This is a genomic window from Catellatospora sp. NPDC049111 (genome assembly GCF_040648615.1).
Classification (GTDB): Bacteria; Actinomycetota; Actinomycetes; order Mycobacteriales; family Micromonosporaceae; genus Catellatospora; species Catellatospora aurea.
The window spans coordinates 14291-39059 of record NZ_JBEZEB010000017.1 but is presented as its reverse complement, the minus strand read 5'-3'; the positions used below and the strand labels follow the sequence as shown (position 1 = coordinate 39059).

The 24769-nt window shown below is 73.7% G+C and carries 22 protein-coding genes; 12 read left to right on the top strand and 10 right to left on the bottom strand.

All coding sequences use genetic code 11. The annotated features are described in order from the left end of the window. Entirely contained in the window at positions 1–756 is a 756-nt protein-coding gene (locus AB0B66_RS23055) for a carbohydrate-binding protein (protein WP_360533357.1), read from the bottom strand. 204 nt (positions 757–960) lie between these two features. On the opposite strand from AB0B66_RS23055, the gene AB0B66_RS23050 reads away from it, so the two are divergent. Continuing rightward, positions 961–2184, top strand: a complete 1224-nt coding sequence (locus AB0B66_RS23050; RefSeq protein WP_360533354.1) for a hypothetical protein — start codon at positions 961–963, stop codon at positions 2182–2184. Here AB0B66_RS23050 and AB0B66_RS23045 read toward each other — a convergent pair. Then, positions 2159–3496: a hypothetical protein gene (locus AB0B66_RS23045; RefSeq protein WP_360533351.1), complete on the bottom strand. Its 1338-nt coding sequence runs from the start codon at positions 3494–3496 to the stop codon at positions 2159–2161. The genes AB0B66_RS23050 and AB0B66_RS23045 overlap by 26 nt on opposite strands. Before the next feature lie 59 nt (positions 3497–3555). Between AB0B66_RS23045 and AB0B66_RS23040 the strand changes: the two genes are divergently transcribed. Then, complete coding sequence (locus tag AB0B66_RS23040) at positions 3556–5220, top strand: hypothetical protein (protein ID WP_360533348.1); 1665 nt, start codon at positions 3556–3558, stop codon at positions 5218–5220. Between the two features lie 183 nt (positions 5221–5403). Continuing rightward, positions 5404–6954, top strand: coding sequence for an AMP-binding protein (locus AB0B66_RS23035; protein ID WP_360533345.1), 1551 nt, complete (start codon positions 5404–5406; stop codon positions 6952–6954). Positions 6955–7143: 189 nt separating this feature from the next. On the opposite strand, the gene AB0B66_RS23030 is transcribed toward AB0B66_RS23035, so the two are convergent. After that, positions 7144–8322: a macrolide family glycosyltransferase gene (locus AB0B66_RS23030; RefSeq protein WP_360533342.1), complete on the bottom strand. Its 1179-nt coding sequence runs from the start codon at positions 8320–8322 to the stop codon at positions 7144–7146. A gap of 82 nt (positions 8323–8404) precedes the next feature. Further along, positions 8405–9013 carry a GNAT family N-acetyltransferase gene (locus tag AB0B66_RS23025; RefSeq protein ID WP_360533339.1) on the bottom strand — a complete coding sequence of 203 codons (609 nt, stop codon included), beginning with the start codon at positions 9011–9013 and terminating at the stop codon, positions 8405–8407. 89 nt (positions 9014–9102) lie between these two features. On the opposite strand from AB0B66_RS23025, the gene AB0B66_RS23020 reads away from it, so the two are divergent. The 5 genes from AB0B66_RS23020 (at position 9103) to AB0B66_RS23000 (ending at position 12817) form a co-directional block, all read left to right on the top strand. After that, a complete protein-coding gene (locus AB0B66_RS23020) occupies positions 9103–10482 on the top strand; it encodes an aminotransferase class V-fold PLP-dependent enzyme (RefSeq protein WP_360533336.1) in 1380 nt (459 codons plus the stop codon). Continuing rightward, a complete protein-coding gene (locus tag AB0B66_RS23015) occupies positions 10479–11399 on the top strand; it encodes a phosphotransferase (protein ID WP_360533333.1) in 921 nt (306 codons plus the stop codon). Before AB0B66_RS23020 ends, AB0B66_RS23015 begins: the two co-directional genes overlap by 4 nt. A 64-nt stretch (positions 11400–11463) precedes the next feature. After that, complete coding sequence (gene ppgK, locus AB0B66_RS23010) at positions 11464–12216, top strand: polyphosphate--glucose phosphotransferase (RefSeq protein ID WP_360533330.1); 753 nt, start codon at positions 11464–11466, stop codon at positions 12214–12216. 63 nt (positions 12217–12279) lie between these two features. Further along, positions 12280–12402: a hypothetical protein gene (locus tag AB0B66_RS23005; protein WP_360533327.1), complete on the top strand. Its 123-nt coding sequence runs from the start codon at positions 12280–12282 to the stop codon at positions 12400–12402. 13 nt (positions 12403–12415) lie between these two features. Continuing rightward, on the top strand, positions 12416–12817 hold the full coding sequence (locus AB0B66_RS23000; RefSeq protein WP_360533324.1) for a hypothetical protein: 402 nt from the start codon (positions 12416–12418) through the stop codon (positions 12815–12817). Between the two features lie 12 nt (positions 12818–12829). Here the strand turns inward: AB0B66_RS23000 and AB0B66_RS22995 are convergent, their stop codons facing one another. Then, entirely contained in the window at positions 12830–14056 is a 1227-nt protein-coding gene (locus AB0B66_RS22995; RefSeq protein ID WP_360533321.1) for a cytochrome P450, read from the bottom strand. Between the two features lies 1 nt (position 14057). Continuing rightward, positions 14058–15356, bottom strand: a complete 1299-nt coding sequence (locus AB0B66_RS22990; RefSeq protein WP_360533318.1) for an SGNH/GDSL hydrolase family protein — start codon at positions 15354–15356, stop codon at positions 14058–14060. 356 nt (positions 15357–15712) lie between these two features. On the opposite strand from AB0B66_RS22990, the gene AB0B66_RS22985 reads away from it, so the two are divergent. The 3 genes from AB0B66_RS22985 to AB0B66_RS22975 are packed head-to-tail and all read left to right on the top strand — an operon-like array spanning position 15713 to position 19942. Continuing rightward, complete coding sequence (locus AB0B66_RS22985; RefSeq protein ID WP_360533315.1) at positions 15713–17287, top strand: AMP-binding protein; 1575 nt, start codon at positions 15713–15715, stop codon at positions 17285–17287. Beyond that, a complete protein-coding gene (locus tag AB0B66_RS22980; RefSeq protein ID WP_360533312.1) occupies positions 17287–19260 on the top strand; it encodes an MFS transporter in 1974 nt (657 codons plus the stop codon). The genes AB0B66_RS22985 and AB0B66_RS22980 overlap by 1 nt, the downstream gene beginning before the upstream one ends. Further along, the gene (locus AB0B66_RS22975) at positions 19253–19942 is read left to right on the top strand and encodes an SGNH/GDSL hydrolase family protein (RefSeq protein WP_360533309.1); all 690 of its coding nucleotides are present in this window, start codon (positions 19253–19255) and stop codon (positions 19940–19942) included. Before AB0B66_RS22980 ends, AB0B66_RS22975 begins: the two co-directional genes overlap by 8 nt. A 34-nt stretch (positions 19943–19976) precedes the next feature. Here the strand turns inward: AB0B66_RS22975 and AB0B66_RS22970 are convergent, their stop codons facing one another. Then, a complete protein-coding gene (locus AB0B66_RS22970; RefSeq protein ID WP_360533306.1) occupies positions 19977–20465 on the bottom strand; it encodes an isochorismatase family protein in 489 nt (162 codons plus the stop codon). A gap of 245 nt (positions 20466–20710) precedes the next feature. On the opposite strand from AB0B66_RS22970, the gene AB0B66_RS22965 reads away from it, so the two are divergent. Further along, positions 20711–21748, top strand: a complete 1038-nt coding sequence (locus tag AB0B66_RS22965) for a S1 family peptidase (RefSeq protein ID WP_360533634.1) — start codon at positions 20711–20713, stop codon at positions 21746–21748. Between the two features lie 58 nt (positions 21749–21806). Here the strand turns inward: AB0B66_RS22965 and AB0B66_RS22960 are convergent, their stop codons facing one another. From AB0B66_RS22960 to AB0B66_RS22950, 3 genes are read right to left on the bottom strand one after another with little or no spacing between them, the layout of a single operon-like run. Then, positions 21807–22781, bottom strand: a complete 975-nt coding sequence (locus tag AB0B66_RS22960; RefSeq protein WP_360533303.1) for a transketolase C-terminal domain-containing protein — start codon at positions 22779–22781, stop codon at positions 21807–21809. Further along, on the bottom strand, positions 22781–23767 hold the full coding sequence (locus AB0B66_RS22955; RefSeq protein WP_360533300.1) for a thiamine pyrophosphate-dependent dehydrogenase E1 component subunit alpha: 987 nt from the start codon (positions 23765–23767) through the stop codon (positions 22781–22783). The genes AB0B66_RS22960 and AB0B66_RS22955 overlap by 1 nt, the downstream gene beginning before the upstream one ends. Further along, on the bottom strand, positions 23764–24756 hold the full coding sequence (locus tag AB0B66_RS22950) for a methyltransferase (protein WP_360533297.1): 993 nt from the start codon (positions 24754–24756) through the stop codon (positions 23764–23766). The genes AB0B66_RS22955 and AB0B66_RS22950 overlap by 4 nt, the downstream gene beginning before the upstream one ends. Positions 24757–24769: the final 13 nt, after the last annotated feature.

The window sequence follows — 24769 nt, the reverse complement described above, 5'->3', positions numbered from 1 at the left end:
CTACTGGACGACCTCGAGGTAGTCGATGTTCGGGCCGCCCTCACGGCTGGTGGCGGTGGCCCGGACGGTGTTCGTGCCCGCGGTCAGGGTGACCGTCACGGTGACCGTGTTCCAGTCGTCCCAGGTGCGCATCGGGTCGAAGCGGACCTCGCGCAGCACGGTGCCGCCGTTGACGCTGATGTCCATGGTGCGGTTGCAACAGCCGGCGTTGGCGAACCGCAGCCGCAGCGTGGCCGTCCCGGCCGCGCCCGGCACGCTCCACTGCAGGTATCCGCCGGAGACGTTGTCGTAGTCGACGAAACCCGAGCCGCTGAAGCCGTTGTGGTCGTTGGCGGTGCGGGCCTGGGATCGGCTCGCCGACTCGGCCTCGTAACGCGCGGTGCGCGGCGGCGCGGGCGGCGGCGGGGCCACCGGTGACGGGGAGGCGGCCGCCGACGGCGACGTGCCCCCGGCCGACGGGGCCGGCGAGGCCGCCGCCGACGTGCTCGTCGAGGGCCGGGCGGCGGGCGTACGCGGCACCGGGCTGTTCGCCACCGGGGCGTCCGGGTAGACCGGCGCGGCGATGGGCTCGGCGCTCGGCTCGGGGTCCCACGGCAGCGCGTCGTTCCAGGTCGCCGGCCGGTGGATGGTGGTGAGGATGAGCAGGATCAGCGCGGCGGTGAACACCGTGGTGGCCACCAGCGGCAGGCCGCGCAGCCGCTCCAGCATGGGAATACGGAGCCGCCGGCGGCCCTCGTACCCGAAATCGTCCTCCACCGCCGAAGCCCGCCGTCTCTCGTCTGCCGCCAGTCACGGTTACGAGCGAGAAACGTAGTGTGCGCGTGCCGGTCGCGCACCGGCCGCTCGGTCAGCAAATCCGGAGCCGACGGTCACCCCGGGCCGCCGGTGCGGCGGCCGGGCCAGTCCATATCGATCGCCGCCGTGCGGGAACCGGCGCGGGGTGCGGCGACTCGACCGGGCATGACGACGAGACGTGACGTGCTGACCCTGCTCGGTGTGGGTGCGGCCGCCGCCCTGACCGGGTGCCGTGCGCAGACGCCCGCCGGGCCCACGGCCGCGCCGGACCTGGTGCTGGTGCGGGCCGAAGGCGGGCTCACCGTGCTGCGACCATCCGGAATGGAGCGCCTCGGGGCGGGTCTGGCCACCCCGGACGGCAGCACCGTGTACGCCGCCGCCCCCGCGGGCGTGCACACCGAACTGACCGCGATCGAGACCCGCACCGGGCGGCGCACCGCGGGGCCGCGGCTGGCCGGGGCGTGGGTGCCGCGGGTCGCCTCGGCGGACGGGCGGCTGGTGGCGCTGGCCGCGCCGGGCGCCGGCGAGGTCACCCACGTGCCCTCGGGCCGGGCGCGCACCCCGCTGGTGGTCGCGGACGCGGCCCGCGAGGTGGCGCGGCTGGAACTGGCCGGCAACATCGTGCCCGACGCGTTCACGGCCGGCGGCGAGGGCCTGTTCGTGCTGGACTGGCTGCCCGCGACCGCGCCGGACCGATACCGGGTGCGCCAGGTCGAGGTGGCCACGGGCCGCAGTTCGGCGCTGCTGACCCGGGTGAAGACGGCGGTGCCGCCGGGGGCCGAGGAGGAGATGAGCGGCGAGGGCCGGATGGCGGTGTACGCGCCGAACCGGCAGGTCCTGTACACCCTCTACACGCACCAGCCGGACCACCGGCACACCCGTGACCTGATCGCGGGCCGCCCCGGCGACGTGCACGCCTTCGTGCACACGCTGCACCTGGCCGAGCAGTGGGCGTACTGCGTCGACCTGCCCGCGCCGTTCGGCGAGGGCCCGGGAGCAGGCCACGCCCTGGCGATCAACCCGGAGGGCTCCGAGTTCTACGTCGCCGACGTGACCGGCGGGCGGTTCGCGGTCGTCGACACGCGGGAGCTCACCATCCGGGAGACCGTCGACGGCCCGAAGGGCACCGGCACCGCGTACGCCGCCGCGACGTTCCGCCAGGTGCTCGTGGCGATCGGCGGCACCGTGCACGTGCTGCCCCGCGACGGCGCGCCGGTGTGGCGCAGCTGGGACGCCGGGGGCGTGGTGCGCGGCCTCGGCGCGAGCCCCGACGGCAAGCGGGTGTACGCGGCCCTGCCCGACGCCGTCGCCTGGTTCGACGCCGAGTCCGGGCAGCGCCTGGGCACCGTCGCCGTTCCCGGCGTCAACGCCCTGGATCGGGTGCTGTGACCTCGGCGTCGGGGAGCTCCGCGTCCGCCGGGTCGGCGGATCGGGCTTGCGCGTGCCGGCGCCGGGCCCGGCCGAAGGGCGCGATCCTCGCGGCGACCAGCGCCAGCAGCCAGGCCGGGGCGAGCAGCGCGGTCAGCCCGGCGTACCAGGGCAGGCGCCAGGTCCACGACGGGCCGGTGGCGGCGGTGACGTCGCCGCCGGTCCACGGCCGCGCGGCCAGCGACCAGGCCAGGAACGCGTCGCCGACGGGCAGCGCGCCGCCCAGGTAACGCCGCTCGCCGTCCCACTGCACGGCGAGTCCGGCGGCCTCGGCCAGGCCGGTGAGCGCGGCCGCCGCCTCGCGGTCGCCGTAGACGACGGCGTCGCCGAGCGCGACCGCGCTCGCCGACGTGCTCAGCCCCCGGATCAGCGGCCCCGAGTCGACGTCGCCGGCCAGGTCCACGCCCTGCGGATGCTCCCGCACGCCGGGCGCGCCCGGCACGGTCGAGGCGAAGCGCTCCCGGAAGACCGCCCAGTCGCGTGCGCCGGCCGCCGGGTCCACCTCGCGCAGGAAGCGCAGCACCATCACCTGCGAGGTGGCGCGGGCACCGCTGGTCGGCTGCCCGGTCGACGGGTCCACGGTGTGCGGCAGCAGCCCGGTCGCGGGGTCACGGCGGGTGTCCGCGGCGGCCAGCCAGTCGCGGACCAGGCCCGCGCGGTCGGTGCCGGTCAACGTGCCCGCCAGCCGCACCGCGGCGATGCCGACGGCGCTGTCACAGGGCCACGCCTGCCCCGGGTACGCGGTGAGGAACGGCGACCCGGTCGTGTCGAGCTGCCGCCGGAACGCCCCGGCCAGCGCATCGGCGTCGGCGGCCAGCCGGTCCCGCTCGGGCGCGCCCGGCCCGGCGAGCGCGACGACGCCGCCCCGCAGCCAGGTCGCCCAGCCCTGGTAGAACACGCCGTACGCCGGTTCGAGGGAGGCGTCGAAGACCGCGCGGCCGTCGTCGGAGTCCACGTGCGACAGCGCCCAGCGCGCCTCGGCCAGCGCCCGGTCCTTCAGCTGCGCGCTGCGTGCGCCGACGTCGAGCCAGGTCAGGCCGTAGAGTGTGTAGCTGAAGAACCAGCCCTCGGGGAACAGGTGCTGCATCCGGACGGCGCTGCCGCCGTCGAGCGCCGCGCGCTGGAAGGCCAGGCGCGGCAGCGCGTCCGCGACGATCTCCGCGTCGGTGCGTGCCAGTGGGCTCGACGTGTGCAGCCGCGACACTTCGATCACCGCCAGCCCGGTGAACGCCACCACCAGCAACACCGTCAACGACCGCACCAGCCTGCGCATCGGGAGATCGTAGACGGGCTTGCATGCGTAGCGTCGTCCCGCGGGCCTACTATCAGCCGGTGACCCAGGGTGTGGAACCAGTGGACCTGTTGCGGCTCATCGGATCCGCGGCGCACGACTACGACAGCATGGACGCGCTGGAGCAGGTGCTGCTGCCCGCCGACGGCCTGCATCCGCTGGCCGCGCAGCTGGTCGCGCCGATCCTGGCGTTCGCCGCGGACCCCAAGACGCGGCTGCCCGACCAGCTGCTGATGCTGGTCGGCGAGCTGGCCGCGCACCCGGACGGCGAGCCGGTGCGCCAGGCACTGCGCGCCTTCACCGTGACACTGCGTAATCTGTCCGATCTCGACGACCACAGCGTGGTGGAGGAGTCGACCGCCCTGCTCGGCTGGTGCGGCCCCGATCCGCGGCTGTCCGCGGTCCTGCTGACCAGGGCGCGGGAGTACGCCGACGACTACCGCCGGGTCACCCCGCTGGTGGCCGCCGCCCAGCTCGATCCGGCCGCCGCCGCGGGCTGGCTGCCGGAGTTCCTCGACCCGTCCCGCTCATCCACAGTCCGGGTCGCGGCCGTGCTGGCGATGCGGGAGGCCGGGCTCGCACCCACGGCGCAGGCGGGCGCGGCGCTGGCCGCGGGCTGGTCGGCCGACCCGGACGCGCTGCGCTGGACCACCCGCCGCGGCAAGCTGGCCGACCTGGTCGAGTACGCCGCCGGCGGCGACGCCCGCCGGGATGCCGACCTGCTCGCCGCGATCGCGCGGGACGGGCAGGCGCAGGCCCGCCGGGACGTCGCGCAGACACTGGCCGACCGGGCCGCGCGGCAGGAGCTGCCGCTGGAGTCGCAGGCCCTGCTCTGCTCGTTCCTGGACGACCCCGAGGAGCGGGTGCGCCGCTGCGCGTACCGCGCGGTGGTCGCCGACGACACGCTCACCCGCCGCCAGGCCGACTGGCTCGCCGACGCGGTGGCGCGCGGGGCACGGATGCGCCGCTCGGCGCTGGACGCGCTGATCCGCGTCGGCGACCCGCGCTGGCGGGAGCACGCCGAGGCCGCGCTGCGCGAGGGCTGGACGCCGCCCCGGCTGCCCGGCGCGCTGGCCGACCTGCCCGCGCCGGACGAGTCACTGCGGGCGGCGGTGCTCGGCCGCGTGGTGGACCTGGCCACCACGATCGACGTGAACCGCTCGCCCAAGGCCACGGCCAAGGAGCAGCGCGAACTGGTGGGGCTGCTGCGAGTGCTCGGCGACGCACCCGGTCCGGCGGTCGGCGTGCTCGCCCGGCACCTGGCCCAGATGACCTGGCCGGCGCGGCTGTGGGTGGCCGAGTTCCTCGCCGAGGCGGGCCGCGGCAACCCCGAGGTGATCGAGGCGATCGGCGCGATGGCCAACGGCGAGGTCATCTACCTGCGCCTGCTGTGGCTGGCCGGGGGCGACGACGCCCCGCTGCGGGCCGCGATCGCGGTCGCCCCGCGCCGGGACGTGCTGGCCGCGGTCGCCGCGGCCGAGGTGTTCGGCGACGCCGACCCCGACGTCGCGGCCCGGCTGCGCGAGATCCGCGACGGCGACGCCGACCTCAAGGACCGGTTCGCGGCCGCGGGCGCGCTGTGGGAGCTGACCGGTGATCCGGCGGAGGCGGCGGCGACGGTCCGGGAGGCGCTGGACGCACCGTGGCTGCGCACCCGGCAGCGGGCCCGGGAGCTGGCCGACCAGCTCGGACCTGAGCGGGCCTGACCGGGAAAGCGCTCCATAGCACAGTTGCCGCCACTCGGCGTCCACTGAGGAGACATATGCATCTCGATTGTCGACGAATGGTTGCGATCTCGTAACGGGCGTTATGGTGCCGGTTCGGAAGAGCGCCATGTCGACGTCGCCAGCGCGCCCCAGTGATCGGTCGAGCCACGGGAGTGCCCGGCGATGGACCAGCGCGACCAGGAAAACTATGCGGCCCAGGCGCTCGCCGTCTTCGAGGGATACGGCTCGGCGGAGGCGATCGTGCACGGGGCGCGGCGGCTGACGTACGCCGACCTGGCCGCCGGGATCAGGGACATGGCCGCGACGCTGTACGACAACGGCGTGCGGTCCTCCTCGGCGGTCGGCATCCTGGCCGGCAACCCGCCCGAGTCGATCCAGGTGCAGTTCGCCCTGCACCTGCTGGGCTGCCGGTCGGTGTGGCTGGCCCCGAACGCGCCCCCGCAGCTGTGCGCCGACTACCTGTCCCTGGCCGACGTCGACGCGTTCGCCTACGACGCGCGCACCCACGCCACGCTGGGCGAGCAGCTCGCGCAGGGGGCCGGGGACCTGACGGTGTTCTGCTTCGGCGCGGGCGCGGGCATCGACCTGGCCGCGCCGCGGCGCTCCGGCGCGGCTCAGCTCGGGCTGCCGCACTCGGTGCGCGAGCCGCAGTCGCTGTTCCAGACCGGCGGCACCACCGGGCGGCCGAAGCTGGTGCACCACCGGCACGCCTTCTTCAAGGCGGTGCAGGCGGTCGCGGCCAGTTACCAGGTCACCGACGGCCGCCCGCTGCGGCACCTGGCGGTGGCCGGCTTCTGGCACTCCAGCCAGCAGGTCGCCGCGATGATCACCCTGTTCACCGGCGGGGTGCTGGTGCTGCACGACCGCTTCACCGCCGAGGACTTCCTGGCCACCCTGGAGCAGGAGCGCATCACGAGCGCGGTGCTGCCGCCGCCGATGCTCTACCAGGTGCTCGACCACCCGCGGCTGGCCAAGACGGACACGAGCAGCCTGGCCACGCTGTCCTGCGCGGGCAGCGCCGCCGCCCCGACCCGCCTGGCCGAAGCCGTGGCGCGCTTCGGCCCGGTGCTGCGCCCGGTGTACGGCATGAGCGAGGCCACCTTCATCGCCGCGTACCCGAACCTCGAACACGACCCGGCGTTTCCGGAACGGCTCGGCTCGTGCGGGCGGCCCTATCCCGGGGTGCGGGTCGAGATCCGGGACGGCAACGGCACGGTCGTCGGGCCCGGGGAGATCGGCGAAGTGTGGGTGTCCGCCGCGCTGATGACCTCCGGCTACTGGGGCCAGGCCGAACTCACCAGCCGCACCATCGTGGACGGCTGGCTGCGCACCGGCGACCTGGGCCGCCTCGACGCCGACGGCTACCTGTTCCTGGTCGACCGGCTCAAGGACATGATCGTCACCGGTGCGACCTCGACGAACGTGTACTCCCGCACGGTCGAGGACGCCCTGCTGCGCCACCCGCAGGTGCGCGCCGCCGCGGTGATCGGCGTGCCGCACCAGAGCATGGGCGAGGCGGTCTACGCCTTCGTCGTGCCCGCCCCCGACGCCGAGATCACGGCCGCCGAGCTGCGCGAATGGGCCGTCACCGAACTCAACGAACTCTGGGCCCCCTACGCCGTCGAGTTCCTCCGCGACCTCCCCCTCACCGACGTCGGCAAGGTCGACAAGAAAGCCCTCCGCGCCCGCCGCGTCGCCGGCGCCACCGGCTGAAGCAAGGGCACCTTCTTATCGTTTTCCGTAGAAGAAGGTGCCCTTCCCAACCTCTGCCCCCGGCGCGGGCCGTGAAGATCGGCGTTTCCGGTCAGAAGCTGCGGTCCCACCCCACTTTCTGACCTCAAACGCCGATCTTCGCCGCCGCGCCGAGCCGCCGCGCCGAGCCGCCGCGCCGAGGCGGCCGGGTCAGGGGAGGGCGGACTCGATGAGGTCGGCGGCCAGCGGCGCGCCGCCGTAGGTGTGCAGGTCGGCCTGGAGGCGCGTGAGCGCGTCGCGTACACCCTGGTCGGTGGTCAGGGTTTCGACGGCGGTGCGCAGCGCGGCGGCGGTCGGCGCGGCCGGGTCCAGTGGGCGGCCGACCCCGAGTTCGGCCACGCGCAAGGCGTTGACCTCCTGTTCGGGGGTCTGCGGGACGGTCAGCATGGGCACCCCGGCGCGGATCGCCTCCAGGATGCCGCCCATGCCCGCGTGCGTGACGAACACGGCCGCGTGCGCCAGCACGTCGAGTTGCGGCACGCTCGCCGCCACGGTCACATTGCCGGGCACCGGGCCGAGTTCGGCGGGATCGGTGCGCTCACCCACCGCCAGCACCACCTGCCATGGGCTGTCCCCGAACGCCGCCACGCAGGTGCGGTAGAAACCGGGCAGGCGGTTGTAGACGGTGCCGAGCGAGATCAGCACGACCGGCCGCCTGGGATCGGGCGGCGTCCACCTCGCCTGGAACGGCCGCGGACCGGTGCACGGCCCGGTGAAGTGGTGGCGCTCGCCGAACGTCTCCGCCCGGAACTGCATGAACCGGGGATAGAGCAGCAGCTGCGCCAAGGGCTGGAAGGCCCGCACCGCGTCCGGGTCGATGCCCTGCTCGGCGACGAACGTGTCGAGCTGCACCTGGTGCTCGGGCAGGCCGGGCCGGGGCGTGACGGTGAGCCCCAGGTGACGGGCGATGGACCAGTGCTCGTTGGCGGCCTGGAAGCTCTGGAACTGCACCGCGGGCAGGTCGTCGCGGACGGCGATGAGCCGCCCGGCGAGGCTCTGCATGCCGAACACCATCAGGTCGGGGCGGTCGTCCCGGAAGTACGGTGCGAGCTGCGGCAGGGTGGCGCGGGCCTCACCGAGGAAGCCCTCCCGCACGGTCGTGATGTAGTCGGCGCGCTCGGGCCGGCGCAGTTCGCGGTCGCTCTCGGCGGGCAGGCCGGAGGTGTACGGCACCACCAGCGCCCCCGTGGCCGCCACCGCCTCGGCGCGGGCCGCCACGGTGGCGTAGCCGACCCGGTGGCCGCGCCGGACCAGCTCCGCCACGATCGGCAGGGTCGGATAGACCTCGCCGACCGTGGGCGCGTTGACGAAAGCGATGTGTCGACCCATCCGCACAGCGTCGGGGCGGCGGCGGCCCCGCTCAAGCCACCATCGGACCGTCTACTGTGGCGTAACGGTCGATGGACGTCGATCAGACCCGGCGGCCTAGGTAGGTCACCGGCCCCGCGTCGGGCACGTCGATGTCGTGCAGGCCGGTCCGGCGGTAGAAGGCGAGCGCGGCGGTGTTCGCGGTGGCGACGCCGAGGTGCAGGGCGGGCACGCCGGCTTCCTGCAGGGCGAGGACGAGGCGGCCCAGCAGGGCCCGGCCGTGGCCCTGTCGCCGGTGTTCGGGCAGCATGCCCATGTGCAGGTGCGCCGGGTAGGGCGCGAGCGCGGGCACGAGCATGTGTTCGGGGGAGTGCAGCAGGCGGCGGAGGGCCTCGTCGCCGTCGCGGGGGTCGGTGCCGTCCGGCGCGGGGTAGCGGCCACTGACCCGGGGCAGCCACTCGTCGCGGAAGCGCGCCGCGAAGGCGGCGGTGTCGCCGGTGGCGAGCACGTATCCGACCGCACGGTCGTCGGCGTCGGCGAGCACGAATGCGAGCTGCGGCTCCAGGTGCGTGTAGGGCAGGGCGAAGATCTCCGGGAGGATGTCGGGGTCGCGGAAGTGGGGCCGGGCGTCGCCGCCGCAGTGGGCGGTGCGCAGGCAGATGTCGTGCACCGCGTCGTGGTCGATCGGTCGGTACGGACGAATGATCGTCATGCGTGGCAGGATACCTGGAAGCGCTCCCACGTGCGCGCCCGTCGATCGCCGTCCCACCCGCCGGGCGTCCGATGTAGCAGAGTGCACATATGACCGCACGCCCGGAGGACTACGCGCCCGCGCTGGATCACGCCGTCGCCCATACCCTCGCCTGGCTGGCCTCGCTGCCCGACCGCCCGGTGCGGCCCCGCGCCGACGCCGACGAACTGACGGCGGTGTTCGGCGGCCCGCTGCCGGACGGTCCCACCGACGCCGCCGAGGTCGTCGACCAGCTCGCGCGCCGGGCCGAGCCCGGCCTGATGGCGATGCCGTCGGGCCGGTTCTTCGGCTGGGTCATCGGCGGCACGCTGCCCGCCGCCCTCGCCGCGGACTGGCTGGTCAGCGCCTGGGACCAGAACGCGACCCTGCGCTACGCCACCCCGGCCGTCGCCGCGATCGAACAGGCCGCCGCGGCCTGGGTGCTCGACCTGCTGGGCCTGCCCGGCCACGCCGACGTCGGGTTCGTCACCGGCGCGACGATGGCCAACTTCACCGGTCTGGCCGCCGGCCGCCAGCACGTGCTGGCCCAGGCCGGATGGGACCTCGACACGCTCGGCCTCACCGGCGCGCCCCGGGTGCGCGTGATCGCCGGTGCGGAACGCCACGCCACACTCGACCAGGCGCTGCGCTACCTCGGCCTCGGCGCGCCGATCCCGGTCCCCGCCGACGACCAGGGCCGCATCCGCCTCGACGCGCTCGCCGAGGAACTGGCCCGCGGCACCGGGCCGACGATCCTGTGCCTGCAGGCGGGCAACATCCACTCCGGGGCGTACGACGACATCGGCGCGGCCTGCGCGCTTGCCCGGCAGCACGGCGCGTGGGTGCACGTGGACGGTGCGTTCGGCCTCTGGGCCGCCGCCGCCCCGGCCACCCGGCATCTGCTCACCGGGCACGAACTCGCCGACTCCTGGGCCACCGACGCGCACAAGACCCTCAACGTGCCCTACGACTGCGGCATCGTCGTGGTCGCGCACCCTGCCGCGCTGCGGGCCGCGATGGGCACCCAGGCCAGCTATCTGGTACGCGCCGAAGCCGGCCCCGCCGACCCGCAGGACAAGGTCCCCGAGCTGTCCCGCCGTGCCCGCAGCGTGCCGGTGTGGGCGGCGCTGCGCTCGCTCGGCCGCTCCGGCGTCGCCGACCTGGTGGAACGGCTCACCCGGCACGCCCGCGCGCTCGCCGACGGCATCGGCGCGATCGAGGGGGCGACGATCCGCAACGATGTGGTGTTCACGCAGGTCTGCGCCACGTTCGGCGACGACGCCCGGACCCGCGAGGTCACCGCCCGGCTGCTCGCCGACGGCACCGCCTGGATGTCCGGCTCCCGCTGGCAGGGCCGCGACGTGCTGCGGGTGTCGGTCAGCAACTGGTCCACCGACGACGCCGACGTGGCCGCCTCCGTCGCCGCCGTACGCCGGGCCGCCGCCGGATGACCGCACCCGCCTGGACACCCGAACACGAGGTCGACGCGGCCCAGGCCGCCACGCTGATCGCCGAGCAGTTCCCGGCGCTGCGCGGCGCGCCCGTGACCCCGCTCGCCACCGGCTGGGACAACACCGTGCACCTGGTCGGCGGCGAGTGGGTGTTCCGCTTTCCGCGCCGGGCCGTCGCCCTGCGACTGCTGGCCCACGAGACGGCGGTGCTGCCGCTGCTCGCGGGACGGCTGCCGCTGCCGGTCCCGGACCCGCAACTGATCGGTGAACCCTCGGGCGGCTTCCCGTGGCCGTTCTGGGGTGCCCGGCTGCTGCCCGGAACGGAGCTCGCCGACACCGGCCTGCCCGACGAGCAGCGCCTGTGTGCCGCCACCGACCTGGGCCTGTTCCTCCGCGCCCTGCACGAACCGGCACTGGCGGCGCTGACCGCCGCGACGGAGCTGCCGCACGATCCGATGCGGCGCGGGGACCCGGGCGTGCGCGGGCCGCAGGCGCGGGAGTGGCTGGCCCGGCTGGCCGCGGCGGGACTGTGGCAGCCCGATCCGGCCGTGTTCGGTCTCCTGGACGAGGCGGAGCCGCTCGGTCCTGGCGCCGGCGACCCGGTCCTGGTCCACGGCGACCTGCACCAGCGGCATCTGCTGCTCGGCGGCGACGGGCGGGCCACGGGCGTCATCGACTGGGGTGACGTGTGCCTGGCGGACCCGGCCGTGGACCTGTCCCTGGCGTACAGCGGCTTCCTCGGGCCCGCTCGGGACGCCCTGCTGGACGCCTACGGCCCCGTGCCGGCCGAACGGGCGGCGCGGGCCCGGGTGCTGGCCGTGAACCTCAGCGCGGTGCTGGCCGAGTACGCCCGCGCCGAGGGCCGGACCGCGCTGCTGCGCGAGGCGCTGGCGGGCATCGCCCGCGCGGTCCGCTGACCGGGCACGACGTGTGGTCGCTTGTGGGGCGTGGCCGGGCCCGTGCGCGGCCTAGACTGAGGAAATGGCGATTCTGGGCATCGACATCGGCGGCTCCGGCATCAAGGGCGCCCCGGTGGACGTCACCAACGGCACCCTGGTCGAGGAGCGGTTCCGGGTGGAGACGCCGCAACCGTCCGACGTGACCAGCGTCGTGGCCGCGGTCGCCCAGGTGGCGGCCCACTTCGACGCGACGGAGCGGATCGGGGTCACCTTCCCCGGCGTCGTCCTGCACGGGGTGACCCGTACGGCCGCGAACGTCGACAAGTCCTGGCTCGGCGCGCCCGCCCGTGACCTGTTCAGCCAGGCCGTCGGCGTGCCGGTGACCGTGCTCAACGACGCCGACGCGGCCGGCGTGGCCGAGATGACCTTCGGTGCGGGCCGCGGCCGCAAGGGCGTCACCATCATGCTCACGCTGGGCACCGGCATCGGCAGCGCGGTCTTCATCGACGACCGGCTCGTGCCCAACACCGAGTTCGGGCACCTGAAGATCAAGGGTGAGGACGCCGAGGAGCGGGCGTCGGCGCACGCGCGCGAGGTGGACAAGCTCGGCTGGGCCAAGTGGGCCAAGCACGTCGAGGAATACCTGCGCGAGATGGAGAACCTGTTCAATCCCGACCTGTTCATCATCGGCGGCGGCATCAGCAAGAAGTCCGAGAAGTTCCTCCCGCTGATCGACATCCGCACACCCACGGTGCCCGCGGTCCTGCTCAACGAGGCCGGCATCGTCGGCGCCGCGCTCGCCGCCACGGGAGCGGAGCCCGCCGGCGAGGCCTGACCGCGAATGCCCGCCGCGGCGGGCGCCGGCGGGGGATGATGGCCCGGGAGGGGGCGGTTGCGGATGCGGATCGGCAACACCGAGATCAGGCCGCTGGGCGGGGCGTGGGGCTGCCTCGCCATGATCGCCGTATCGATCCTGCTCTCGCTCTTCTGCACGATCGGGCTCAACCTGATCGCCCGGTGACCGAGGAGGCGCGATGGCGTTTTCCGATCGCATGACCCTGCGCAACATGTACCTGTACCTGGTCTGCCTGATCACCCTGGTGATCTCGATCTTCGCGGCGGTGAACCTGGTCCGCAGCACGGTCGAGCTGCTCTATCCCGACCCGGGCTACTACGGCTATGTGCCACGCTGCGCCGAGAGCAAGCCCGGCCAGGTCTGCACGCCCGCCGAGGAGGCGGCGTTCGCCGCGGAGCAGAAGCGCATCGAGAAGCTGACCCGCGACTCGCAGCGCCGCCAGGCGGTGCTCAGCATCGTCGGCTCGGCCACCACGCTGGCCATCGCGGTGCCGGTCTACATCTACCACTGGCGGCGTATCCAGGACGAACTCCCACCGCGCACCCAGCTCACCGGCGGCGAGCCGCTGCCACCGGCCTGACCCGAGCACGGATCAGCTCAGGGTGAGCCAGAGCTGCTCGTGGCCGCGCAGCATGAGCTGGCGCGGGGTGCCGGGCGGTTCGGCGAGCCGGATGTCGGCGAAGCGCTCCAGCAGCATGGCCAGCCCGCGCTGCCCCTCCAGCCGCGCCAGCGCGGCGCCCAGGCAGTAGTGTGCCCCCGCGCCGAAGCTCAGCGTGGACGTCTCGGTCCGGTCGGGGTCGAACACGTCCGGGTGGGCGAACCGGTCCGGGTCGCGGTTGGCGGCCGCCAGCAGCACCAGCACCCAGCAGCCGGCCGGGATCGGCACCCCGGCGACCTCGGTGTCCTGCGCCACGAAGCGCACCGAGAAGTGCGTGGGCACCTCGTAGCGCAGGATCTCCTCGACGAACCGCGGGGTCAGCGATCGGTCGGCGCGCAGCCGGGCCAGCTGGTCGGGCCGCTCCAGCAGCAGGGTCAGCCCGTTGCCGAGCAGGTGGGTGGTGGTGACGAAGCCAGCGTTGAACACCACGATCAGGTTCGCGACCAGCTCCTCCTCGGACAGCTGCCCGCCGTCGGACTCCAACGCCTGCACCAGCGCCGTGACCATGTCGTCGCGCGGGTCCACGCGCCGCCGCGCCGCCAGCTCGGCGAAGTACGGCGTGATCTGTTCGGCGGCGGTGTTCGCGGCGGCGACGTTGTCGGGTGTCGCGCCGCCCAGTTCCAGGATCGCGCCGAGGGCCAGCGCCCGGGGGCGGTACCAGGCCCGGTCGGCTTCGGGCACGCCGAGCAGCTCGCCGAGCACGTTGGCGGGCAGCGGGAAGGCGAACTCGCTCATGAAGTCGACCTTCGCGCCGCCCGCGGCCTGCTCGGCGAGGCGGTCGAGCAGGTCCGCGGTGAGCCGTTCGATCGCGGGGTCGAGCGCGTTGACCCGGCGCGGGGTGAACGCCTGGTTGAACATCTTGCGCATCCGGGTGTGCCGGGGCGCGTTGGTGAAGAACACCGAGTTCATGAACACGGCGTGCGCCCGGTTGCCCTCCCAGCTGGGCTTCGCGCCGAGCAGCGTCTCGTCCATCACCTTGAAGGTCGCCGAGTCGCGCAGCACCTGCGTCGAGGCCTCGTACCCGTGCACGACGTAGCTGTACCGGTCGCCCGGCGCGACCTTGCAGACCGGACCGAGGGCGTGCAACCGCGCGTAGAACGGGTACGGATCGCGGCGCACCTCGTCGGTGTGCAGCGACGCCAGCGAGACCTCGGCGACCACGTCAGTCCTCGTCGGAGTCGTCGGCGAGGAGCAGGTCGAGCGGGATCGCCTTGGCCATCGCCTCGTTGCCCGCGTCGTTGGGGTGGATGTGGTCGCCGCTGTCCCACTCGGGGCGCAGCTTGGTCGGGTTGGCCGGGTCGCGCAGTGCGGCGTCGAAGTCGATGACCCCGTCGAAGTCGGTGCTGGTGCGGATGTACGAGTTCACCTGCAGTCGCACCGAGTCCAGGATCGGGGTGTACGCCACCACGCCCGGGGCGGACTCGAAGGCGTTCCAGGGGCTCAGCGTACAAACGATGATCTTCAAGCCGGACTGCCTGGCCACCGAGGCCATCTGCTGGATGCGCGCGATGATGTTGTCGGCGGTGTCCTGGCTCAGCCAGACGTCGTTGATGCCCAGCGCCAGGATGACCGTGCGCACCCCGGTCTGCCCGAGCACGTCGAAGTGGAACCGGGACGCCCCGTTCATGCCCAGCTCGTTGACGCCGAGGTCGGCGCCGTTGAGGGTGAGCCGGTTGCCGGACAGGCCCGCGTTGAGGATGCCCGGGGCCCTGCCGTCGGGGGCCTCCTTGACCAGCCGCGCGGCCAGGTAGTCGGTCCACCGGCGGTCGGCGTTGACGGTCGTCTTCAGGCCGTCGGTGATCGAGTCGCCGAGCACCACGATCGAGCCCTGCCCGCTGCGGTTGAGCACGTCGAGCCCGGCCAGGTAGTACCAGTTGTTACGGGTCTCGGCGAGCTTCGCGCCGCTGGCCGCGCTCGCGTGGTCGCCCGTGCCGATGTAGGCGGTCTCCCGGGCGTACAGGTGCCAGGTGGCGGGGTTCGGCTTGGGCTGCGCCGGCACGTAGAGGCTCACCGCGATGTCCTGCGACGCGGGGATCTCCATCGGCACGGGATCGCTCACCGCGCTGCCGCCGGACGGGATGGTGACCTGCTTCTGCCCGTTGAACGTGGCGTCGACGACCGAGCCGGGCTTCAGGTCGCCGGGCCCGGCCTCGGGCCACGGCAGGGCGAGCGTGGCGCGGCCGATGGTCAGCGGCGCGGTGCCGTACCGATTGGACAGCCGGATGCGGGCCTGGGTGCCGCCGACCGAGGTGTGCACGAACATCCGGATGGTCTGGTCGGAGAAGCCGTCCTTGGACTTGCCCGCCCCGGCCGGGGTCAGCGCCGCGGACCAGGAGCCGACCCAGGCCTCCGGCTCAGGGGCGACGGCCTGGCTGTTCGCGGTGGCGACCAGCAGGGTCGAGCCCACGGTCACCAGGGTGACCAGGGCCATCAGGAATTGCCGTTGCCGGGGGCTGTTCATCGGGGTGGGGCTCCTCGGTCGCGGAGAGGTGTTGTCGACCATCGGTCACCGGAACCCGGGCGTCGCCCATCGCGCCGCGTGCGCGGCGGTGCCGGGCTCCGTGGTGTCAGGTCGGCAGTCTAAGCCGATCGGAGCGCGCTTGGCACCATCGGAATCGATGTACCGTCCGCTCAAGACGTCTGCATACGCAAATGTCCCGATTGGAAAATGATGAGTGTACGAATCGACGACCCTAGGTGGTGGATGATTCACCCCCACGGCGGTAACCTCCTGCGCGTAGGCCGCTGCCACACACCCGGAATCGGCCTGCCACCAGCGAATCCGCTGCCTTCTGACCAAACTGGGGTGACTCGACCGTGGGCGACCGAACGTACGATCCGGCAGACAACTACGCCGCCAAGGCATTGACGCTCTTCGCCGGATTCGGTGACACTGAAGCGCTCGTCGCGGTCGACGGACGGCGCTACTCCTACGCCGAGGTGCGCGCCGAGGTGATCGCGATGGCCGGGGCGCTGTGGGCGCACGGCGTCCGCCCCGGACAGGCGTTGGGCGTGCTCGCCCGCAACCCCGCCGAGTCGATCTTCCTGCAGCTCGCGGCCGGACTGATGGGCTGCCGCACCGCCTGGATCGCCAACAACGCCCCGCCGCGTTTCCGGCGCGGCTTCCTCGACCTCGCCGAGGTCGACGCGTTCGTCTACGACGCCGGCAAGCTGCCCGAGATGGGCGCGGAGCTGGCCGCCCTCGCCGCGCCGCGGCCGGTGTTCTGCTTCGGGTCCGGCGGCAAGGGGCCCGACCTCACCGCCGGGACACCCGCGATCACGCTGCCGTTCGACCCGGCCGGCGTCACCCAGGAGCCGTCGTCGCTGTTCCAGACCGGCGGCACCACCGGCTCGCCGAAGCTGGTGCACCACGGCCACGGCTTCTTCGCCGCGCTGCACGCCCTGTCGGAGTACTACCTGCACAGCGGTCAGCCCACCCTGCGGCACCTGCTGATCGCTGGCACCTGGCACGTCAGCGCGCAGACCGCCGTGTTCATGACGCTGTTCACCGGCGGCACCGCGTTCCTGCACGACGGCCTCGACTACCCGCTGTTCTACGACACCGTCGAGCGCGAACGCATCAACAGCACGCTGCTCGCCCCGCCGCTGCTCTCCGTGCTGCTCGACGACCCGAAGTCGGCCGGGGTCGACTTCAGCAGCCTGCACACGCTGACCGTGTCCGGCGCGGCGGCCTCGCCGACCCGGCTCACCCAGGCGATCGAGCGCTTCGGCCCGGTGCTGCGCATCGTGTACGGCATGAGCGAGTCCCCGTTCATCTCGGCGCTGCCCGGACTCGACCACGACCCGGCGCACCCCGAACGGCTGTCCTCGTGCGGCATCCCGTACGGCGACGTGCGCGTGCAGATCCGCGACTCCGACGGCCAGGTGCTGCCGCCCGGCACGGTCGGTGAAGTGTGGATCACCGGTTCGCTGCTGATGCGCGGCTACTGGGGCATGCCGGAGCTGACCGCGCAGACGCTGGTGGACGGGTGGCTGCGCACCGGCGACGTGGGCCGGCTGGACGACGACGGCTACCTGTACCTGCTGGACCGCGTCAAGGACATGATCGTGACCGGGCTGAGCAGCACCAACGTCTTCTGCCGCCCGGTCGAGGACGCGCTGGCCGCCCACCCCGAGGTGCAGGCCGCGGCGGTCATCGGCGTCCCGCACGAGCTGGAGGGTGAGGCGGTGTACGCGTACGTCGTGCGCACGCCCGACGGCACCGTCACCGGGGCGGAGCTGATCCGGCTCGCCACCGCCGAACTCAACGCGATGTGGGCCCCGCAGCAGGTCGAGTTCATCGAGGCGTTCCCGCTGACCGAGTTCGGCAAGGTCGACAAGAAGGCGCTGCGGGAGCGGTACGCCGCGCGCACCGGTTCTGGAGGACAGTGATGACGATCCACGCCGCACCCGCGGTCGGCGACCCGGCACCGGAGCAGGCCGAGCAGGCCGCGGCGCTGCCCGTGCTGGCCGCCGCGGCGGTGTCGACACTGGCCACCCGGGTGTCGCTGCTGGCAGTGCCGTGGCTGCTGCTGACCGGGGAGGCCGGCTGGCAGGCGGTCGGGCTGGTCTCGGCGGCCCAGGTGCTGGCCTACCTGCTGGCCGGGCCGCTGGGCGTGGCGCTGGCCGACCGGCTGCGCCCGGTGCGGCTGGCGGTGTCGGCCGACCTGCTCAGCGCGCCCGCGCTGGCGGGGATAGCGTACTTCGCGCTGCCCGACTCGGCATTGGCCGCGAAGTCGGACCTGCTCGGTGCGGTCGGGCTGGGCGTGCTGGCGGCCCTGGCCGGCGCGTTGCGGTCGATCGGCGACCGGGCCAGGGACGCGGTACGCCGCGACGCCGCCGACGACGGTGCGCGGCCGCCCGGATCGGGCCTGGTCCGCGCACTGCAGGTGCTCGTGCTGCTGGCGGGGGGAGCGGCGGCCGGAGTGCTGGCGGTGCGCCTGGGCCCCGCCGGGGTGCTGTGGCTGGATGCGGTGCTGTGCCTGCTCGGTGCGGCGATGCTGGTGCAGGCGGTCACCGTGCGGCCGCGTCCCGACGCCGCCGTGCCGCCGTCCGAAGTGCTCAGCGGCGAGGTGCTGCCCGCCGACTCGGCATCGGGCTCCGCCGGAGTGCGATCCGATGACGAAACCCGGGCGGCCGACCGAGACGCCGCCGCAGACGATGCGGCGGCCGAGGGCCGAGTCGCCGCGGCCACCGGGGTGGTGGGCGATCCGCGGCTCAACGGTCGCGTCGCGGCCTCGCCGGAAGACGACGCTTCGCAGGCCACCGCCCGCGACCGGGCTGGCGAAACCGAGCGGGCCGACGGCGGTCCGGCCACGCGTGGGCGGCATGCCGCAGCCGAAACCGGTCCGGCCGGTGACGGCGCCCAGGCGCTCCCGATCGCCCGTACCCAGGCGCGTGACCTGCGGCGCAGCGCGATGGCCGAGCTGCGGGCCGATGGGCTGGTGCGCCGGCTGGCGGCCGTGCTGTTCGTGACGAACCTGCTGGTGCAGGCCGGTGCCGTGCTGCTGGTGGCGGCCTGGGTCGAGCACGTGCTGGGCGAACCGGAGCTGCTCGGCCTGGTCGGCGGGGCGTTCGCGCTCGGCGCGGTCACCGGGTCGGTCGTGCTGACCGGGCTGACCCGGGCGCCGTCCCGGCACCTGCTGCTCGCGCTGGCCTTCCTCGCCGGGGGCGGGGCCGCCGCGGTCGTCGGCGGGCTGCCGCCGGTGCAGCTGATCGTCGCGGTGGTGGCCGCCGTGTGCGGGGCGACCATGTCGTCGGTGACGCCGCCGCTGGGCATGCTGCTGTCGCAGCGGGTGCCGGTGCCCGTGCGCAGCCGGGTCGGCGCGTTCGCCGCCGGGGTGGCCTACCTGGGCGTGCCGCTCGGCACGGCCGCCGCGGCCTGGGCGCTGCCCCGGCTGGAGCTGCGCTGGGCGCTGGCCGCCGCGGCCGGGGCCTACCTGGTGGCGCTGCTCGCGCCGGTGTTCGCATACCGCACCTGGCGGCAGCTGAGCGCCGGTGCGCCGGCCGTGCTCACCGGCGCGGCCCGGCTGCCCGCCCGCCTGTCCGTGACGCTGGCCTACGCCAACGGCCAGTGGCTGGTGGAGGTGCGCAAGGGCCGCGCGCTGCTGGGCTCGCGGCATCTGGTGAAGAGCGCCGAGGCGCTGAACATGCTGGCCCTGCTGGACGTCCCGGGCGTACGCCGCAGCGTCGAGGAGGCGCTCACCGTCGACCAGACCGAGGCCACCCGGCAGGCCGAGCGCATGCGCAGCGAGCTGGCCGAGCTGGAGGCGAAGCTGGCCGGGCTGTCGGAGATGGCCGAACTGAGCGAGGTCCGGCTGCCGGTGCAGCAGACGCCGAACAGCAAGGCGGCCAGCCATGGCTGACGGGTACGCCGCCATGCCGGAGGCGGCCGACCCGTACTGCCTGCGCCCCGGCGAGGCGGCCGCGCTGCTGGCCGGGCACCCGTGGAAGCGCTTCGTGGTGCTGGGCGACAGCGTCGCCTCGGGGGTGGGCGACCCGGTGCCCGGATACGTGGAGCAGGCCTGGTGCGACCGCATCCGCAGCGAGCTGGCCCAGCAGCAGCCCGACCTGAGCTATCTCAACCTGGGCGTACGCGAGCTGCGCGCGGCGGAGATCCGTGCGCAGCAGCTGGACCGCGCGCTGGAGTTCGCACCGGACCTGGCGCTGATCTCGGCGGGCGGCAACGACGCGATGCGGCGCTCGTACCAGCCGGACGCGGTGGACGCGGAGCTGGCCGCGATGATCACCGCGCTGCGCGCGGCGGGCGCGGACGTCATCACCGTCGGCATGTTCGACGTCTCTTTCGCCCCGTCGTTTCCCGAGCCGGTGAAGCAGCAGGTGGGGGAGCGGATGCGGATGCTGTCGGCGCGCACCGCGGCGCTCGCGGCCCGGCTCGGCGCGATCCACGTCAACTGCACCGGCCACCCCGCCGAGCGCGACCCGGCCAGCTACAGCGCCGACGGCGTGCACGGCAACCTGCGCAGCCACAGCATCTGCGCCGCCCTCACCGTCCGCCGCCTAGGCCTCCACCTGGGCCGCCCCTGACGCGTCCGCCCACCGCCGCGGGTCGCGCCGGGGGTCAGAGGTAGTCGGCGGTGGTGCGGACGCGGCCGAAGCGGGGGAAGGTGCGGCGGACGGCCATCTCGTGTTCGTCGGTGGCCAGGCCGGACATGGCGTCCTCGACGAATTCGAGGTCGTAGCCGAGGTCGCTCGCGACGCGCGCGGTGGACTCGACGCCCATGGTGGTGACCAGGCCCGCGAGCACGAGGGTGGTCACGCCGCGCTGCCGCAGCCGCTCGTGCAGGTCGGTGCCGTGGAACGCGCCGATGGTGCGCTTGACCACGAGCACGTCGCCGGGCTGCGCCAGGCCCTCGACCAGGTCGCTGCCGGGCGGCTGGGTGGGCACGTTCGGCCGGTCGACGCGCACCAGCACCACCGGGCGGTCCGCCGCCCGGAACGCGGTCGCCAGCTGGACGCACCGCCGCAGCACGTCGTCGCCGGAGTGCGGCTCCACGGGCAGCGCCACGATGCGGGGCATCAGGTCGATCAGTACGAGAGCCGTCGCCATGAAATCGATCTTACTCCGTCGAGCCCTGCCTCGATCATCCGCCGCGGCCGGACGTTCCCGGCGCCGTCGAGGTTGCACGCTCGGCGTTGTTGGCACATATATTTAGCAAGCTAAATATTGAAGATTCTTGCAAGGTTTGGCATCGTGTTCCACGACTGAGCGCCTCATCCGGGCAACTCGGTCACCTCCGGCATGTCACCACATGCCACAACCCCGAGGAGGAACCCATGCTCCACACGAGCTCCATGACCCGGCGCACGGCCGTACGCGCGGCTGCCGCCGCCCTGCTCGCCGCGGGTCTGCTGGTCCCGGCGACGGCCCAGGCCGCCCCGGCCACCGAGCCCGTTCTGACCGCCGACGCGGCAACCGCTCTCGCGGCCCAGATCGACTCGGCCGGCGTCTACCAGGACAACGCCGGCAAGATCGTCGTCACGGTCACCGACGGGGCCGCCGCCGCACGGGTCCGCGCCGCAGGCGGCGTCGCCCGCCTCGTCACCCGCAGCGCCGCACAGCTCAGCGGCGCGACCGCCGAACTCGACCGGCTCGCCCGCATCTCCGGCACCTCCTGGTACACCGACCCGATCAGCAACCAGGTCGTGGTCACCGCCGACAGCACCGTCACCGGGTCGAAGCTGGCCAAACTGAAGGCTGTCACCGACCGCCTGGGCGACAGCGTCCGGGTGGAGACCGTGGCGGGCACGCTCAGCCCGACCATCTCCGGCGGCAACGCCATCTACGGCGGCGGCTCGCGCTGCTCGCTCGGCTTCAACGTGCGCAGCGCCAGCGGCGCTTACTACTTCCTCACCGCCGGCCACTGCACCAACCTGGCGTCGAGCTGGTACGCCAACTCGGCTCGCACCCAGCTGATCGGCACCCGCGTGGGCAGCAGCTTCCCCGGCAACGACTACGGCATCGTGCGCTACGACAGCACGATCTCCCACCCGGGCGACGTCTACCTGTACAACGGCAGCTACCAGGACATCACCAGCGCCGCCAACGCCGTGGTCAACCAGACCGTGTACCGCAGCGGCAGCACCACCGGCCTGCGCAGCGGCCGCGTGCTCGGCACCGGCGCGACCGTCAACTACCCGCAGGGCACCGTCACCGGCCTGATCCGCACCAACGTGTGCGCCGAGGGCGGCGACAGCGGCGGCTCGCTGTTCGCGGGCACCGTCGCGCTCGGCCTGACCTCGGGCGGCAGCGGTAACTGCAGCACCGGTGGCACGACGTACTTCCAGCCGGTCACCGAGCCGCTCAGCGTCTACGGCGTGAGCGTCTACTGAGCACTCCTCCTCAGGTGAGGCAGCCGCCGGGGTTCCCCCACCCGGCGGCTGCCGCCGTTCAGCGGCTGGACTTGTAGACCTCCTGCACGGCGGTGAGCAACTGGTCCTGCTGGGGCTGAACAGCCAGGTCGAGTTCGCTCGCGAACGGCAGCACCGCGCCGTCGGGCCGGGTGACCCGCTTCGGCGGCACCGTCAGCCGCATCTCCTCGGCGGCGGTGGCCAGGATCTCCCCGGCGATGCCGCACATCCGGTTCGAGTCGTCGACGACGACCAGCCGCCCGGTCTTGTTCACCGACGCCGCCAGCCCCGCCCAGTCGAACGGGAACAGCGAGCGCGGGTCGAACACCTCCACCGAGATCTGGTCGGCGAGCTGCTCGGCGACGGCCAGCGCGGCCTGCACCAGGTGCCCGACCGCGACGACGGTCACGTCCGTGCCCTCGCGGTGCACCCGGCCGACGCCCAGCGGCACCGGCCCGAGTGCGTCCATGTCCACGTCGCCACGCACCCCGAGCGAGCCCGCGGGCGCGAACAGCACCACCGGGTCGTCGTCGCGGATCGCCGTCAGGAACAGCCCGTACGCGTCCTCCGGCGTCGCCGGCACCACCGTCTTCACCCCCACATGGGCGAACAGCCCGTACGGGTGGTCGGAGTGCTGCCCCGCCCAGCCGCTGCGGGACCCGGAACCCGGCACGAAGTACGTCACCGGCACCTTCGCCTGCCCGCCGGTCATCAGCGAGAACTTGTGCGCCTGGTTGGCGATCTGCTCGAAGACCAGGAACAGCAGCGACGGGATCTGGAACTCGATGACCGGGCGCAGCCCCGCCAGCGCCGCGCCGGTCGCGAAGCTGGTGAACGCCTGCTCGGACAGCGGGGTGTCGACGACGCGGGCCGGGCCGTGCTTGGCCAGCAGGCCGGTGGTGACGTTGTTGACGGCCACGCCGATGTCCTCGCCGAGCACGCACACGTCGGCGTCGCGGGCCATCTCGTCGGCCAGCGCCCGCTGCAGGGCCTTGAGGTAGGAGAGTCTCGCCATCACCGCACCGCCGTGTCGAGTAGTCCGATTCCGTTGCGCCCCCGCATGCCGGTGGCGTAGAGGTGGTCGAGCGCGCCCGCCGGGTCGGGCCGCGGGCTGTCCAGTGCGAACGCGACCGCCTCGGCCATCAGCGCCTCGACCTCGGCGTCGATCCCGGCCCTGGTTTCCGTGTCCAGGCGGGAGCCGTGCACGTCCAGGGGGTCGCGGGACCGGCCGGCCGCCACCTCCTCGTCGCTGCGGTAGCGCACCCGGGCCTTGTGCTCCCAGGTGTGGTGGGCGTCGAAGCGGTACGCGGTGGCCTCGATGAAGCTCGGGCCGCCCCCGGCGCGGCCGCGGGCCACGGCGTCGCGGGCCGCGTCGAGCACCGCCGCCGCGTCGGCCCCGTCCACGCCGACCGCGGGGATGCCGAACGCCTCGGCGCGGCCGGTGATGGACCCGGCGACCGAGTTCTCCACGGTGAGGGTGGTGGCGTACCCGTTGTTCTCGCAGACGAACAGCACCGGCAGCCGCCACAGCGCGGCCAGGTTGAACGTCTCCAGCAGCACGCCCTGGCTGACCGCGCCGTCGCCGAAGAAGCTGACCGCGACCCGGTCGCTGCCCTCCTTGACCGCGGCCCAGGCCGCGCCGGTGGCGATGGCTCCGCCCGCGCCGACGATGCCGTTCGCGCCGTAGATGCCCCTGCTGAAGTCCGCGGCGTGCATCGAGCCGCCCCGGCCCCGGTTGAGGCCGGTCGCCCGGCCGGTCAGCTCGGCGAGCATGCGCACCGGGTCCGCGCCCTTGGCCAGCACGTGCCCGTGCCCGCGGTGGGTGCTGGTGATGACGTCGTCGTCGCGCAGCGCCGCGCACACGCCCGCGGCGATGGCCTCCTGCCCGATGTACGGATGGATCCCGCCGACGATCTCCCCGGCGTGGACCAGCTCGATCGCCCGCTCCTCGAACCTGCGGATCAGCCGCATGGTCCGGTACAGGTTCTCCGCGGCACTCATGCGACCCGCGCCTCCAGTACTCCCGTGCGGGCCGCGACGATCTCGAAGCCCGCTTTGCCCAGCAGTTCCCGGTACTCGTTCTCGGTGCGGTCGTGGCCCTCCAGGGTGACCAGCATGAGCAGGTCGACGAGCCCGGCCGCGGAGCGGCCCGCCGGGTCGGCCTCCTCGGGCAGGAACTCCTCCAGCACGATCACGCGGCCGTGCGGCGGCAGCGCCGCGTGCACCCGGCGCAGGATCGCGATCGCGTTGTCGTCGTTCCAGTTGTGCAGCACCCGGGCCAGTGTGTAGACGTCGCCGCCGTCGGGCACGCCGTCGAAGAAGCTGCCCTCCACGCACGCCGAGCGCCCCGCGAGTCCGGCCTCGGCCAGCTTGGCGCGGGCGGCGGCGGCCGCGTCGGGCAGTTCCAGCAGCACGCCCTGCAGTTCCGGGTGCCGTTCCAGCAGCTCGACGAGCAGGCTGCCGTTGCCGCCGCCGACGTCGACGACGATGCGCGCACCGCTCAGGTCGCAGGTGGCCAGTGCCTCCGGCGGGCGTTGGTCGCCCATGGACTCGTTGAACACCGCCGCGGCCTCGGGGTTGTCGCCGAGGTAGTCGTAGAACGGGCGGCCGTACACCGCTTCGAAGGCCGGGCGGCCGGTGCGCAGCGTGTGCATGATCTCGGCGAACGAGCGGAACACCTCGTCGCCCTGCATCAGCGCGTTCAGCCGCACCGAGCCGGGCACGTCGGCGCGCAGCAGCTCGGTGGTGGGGGTGAGCCCGTAGGTGTCGGGAGCGGGCCGGGTGAACAGGCCCATCAGCGCCAGTGCCCGCAGCAGCCGGCCGAGCGCGCGGGGGTCCGCGCCGCACCGGTGGGCCAAGTCGCCGACGTGCACCGGACCGTCCGCCATCAGGTCCGGCACGCCGAGCCGGACCAGCGCGTACACTCCCTGCGCGACCCAGCTTCCGGACAGGATGCCGAGGAGTTTTCGTCGGGCCAGTGCTTCGTTCATGGTGCTCTCCGAG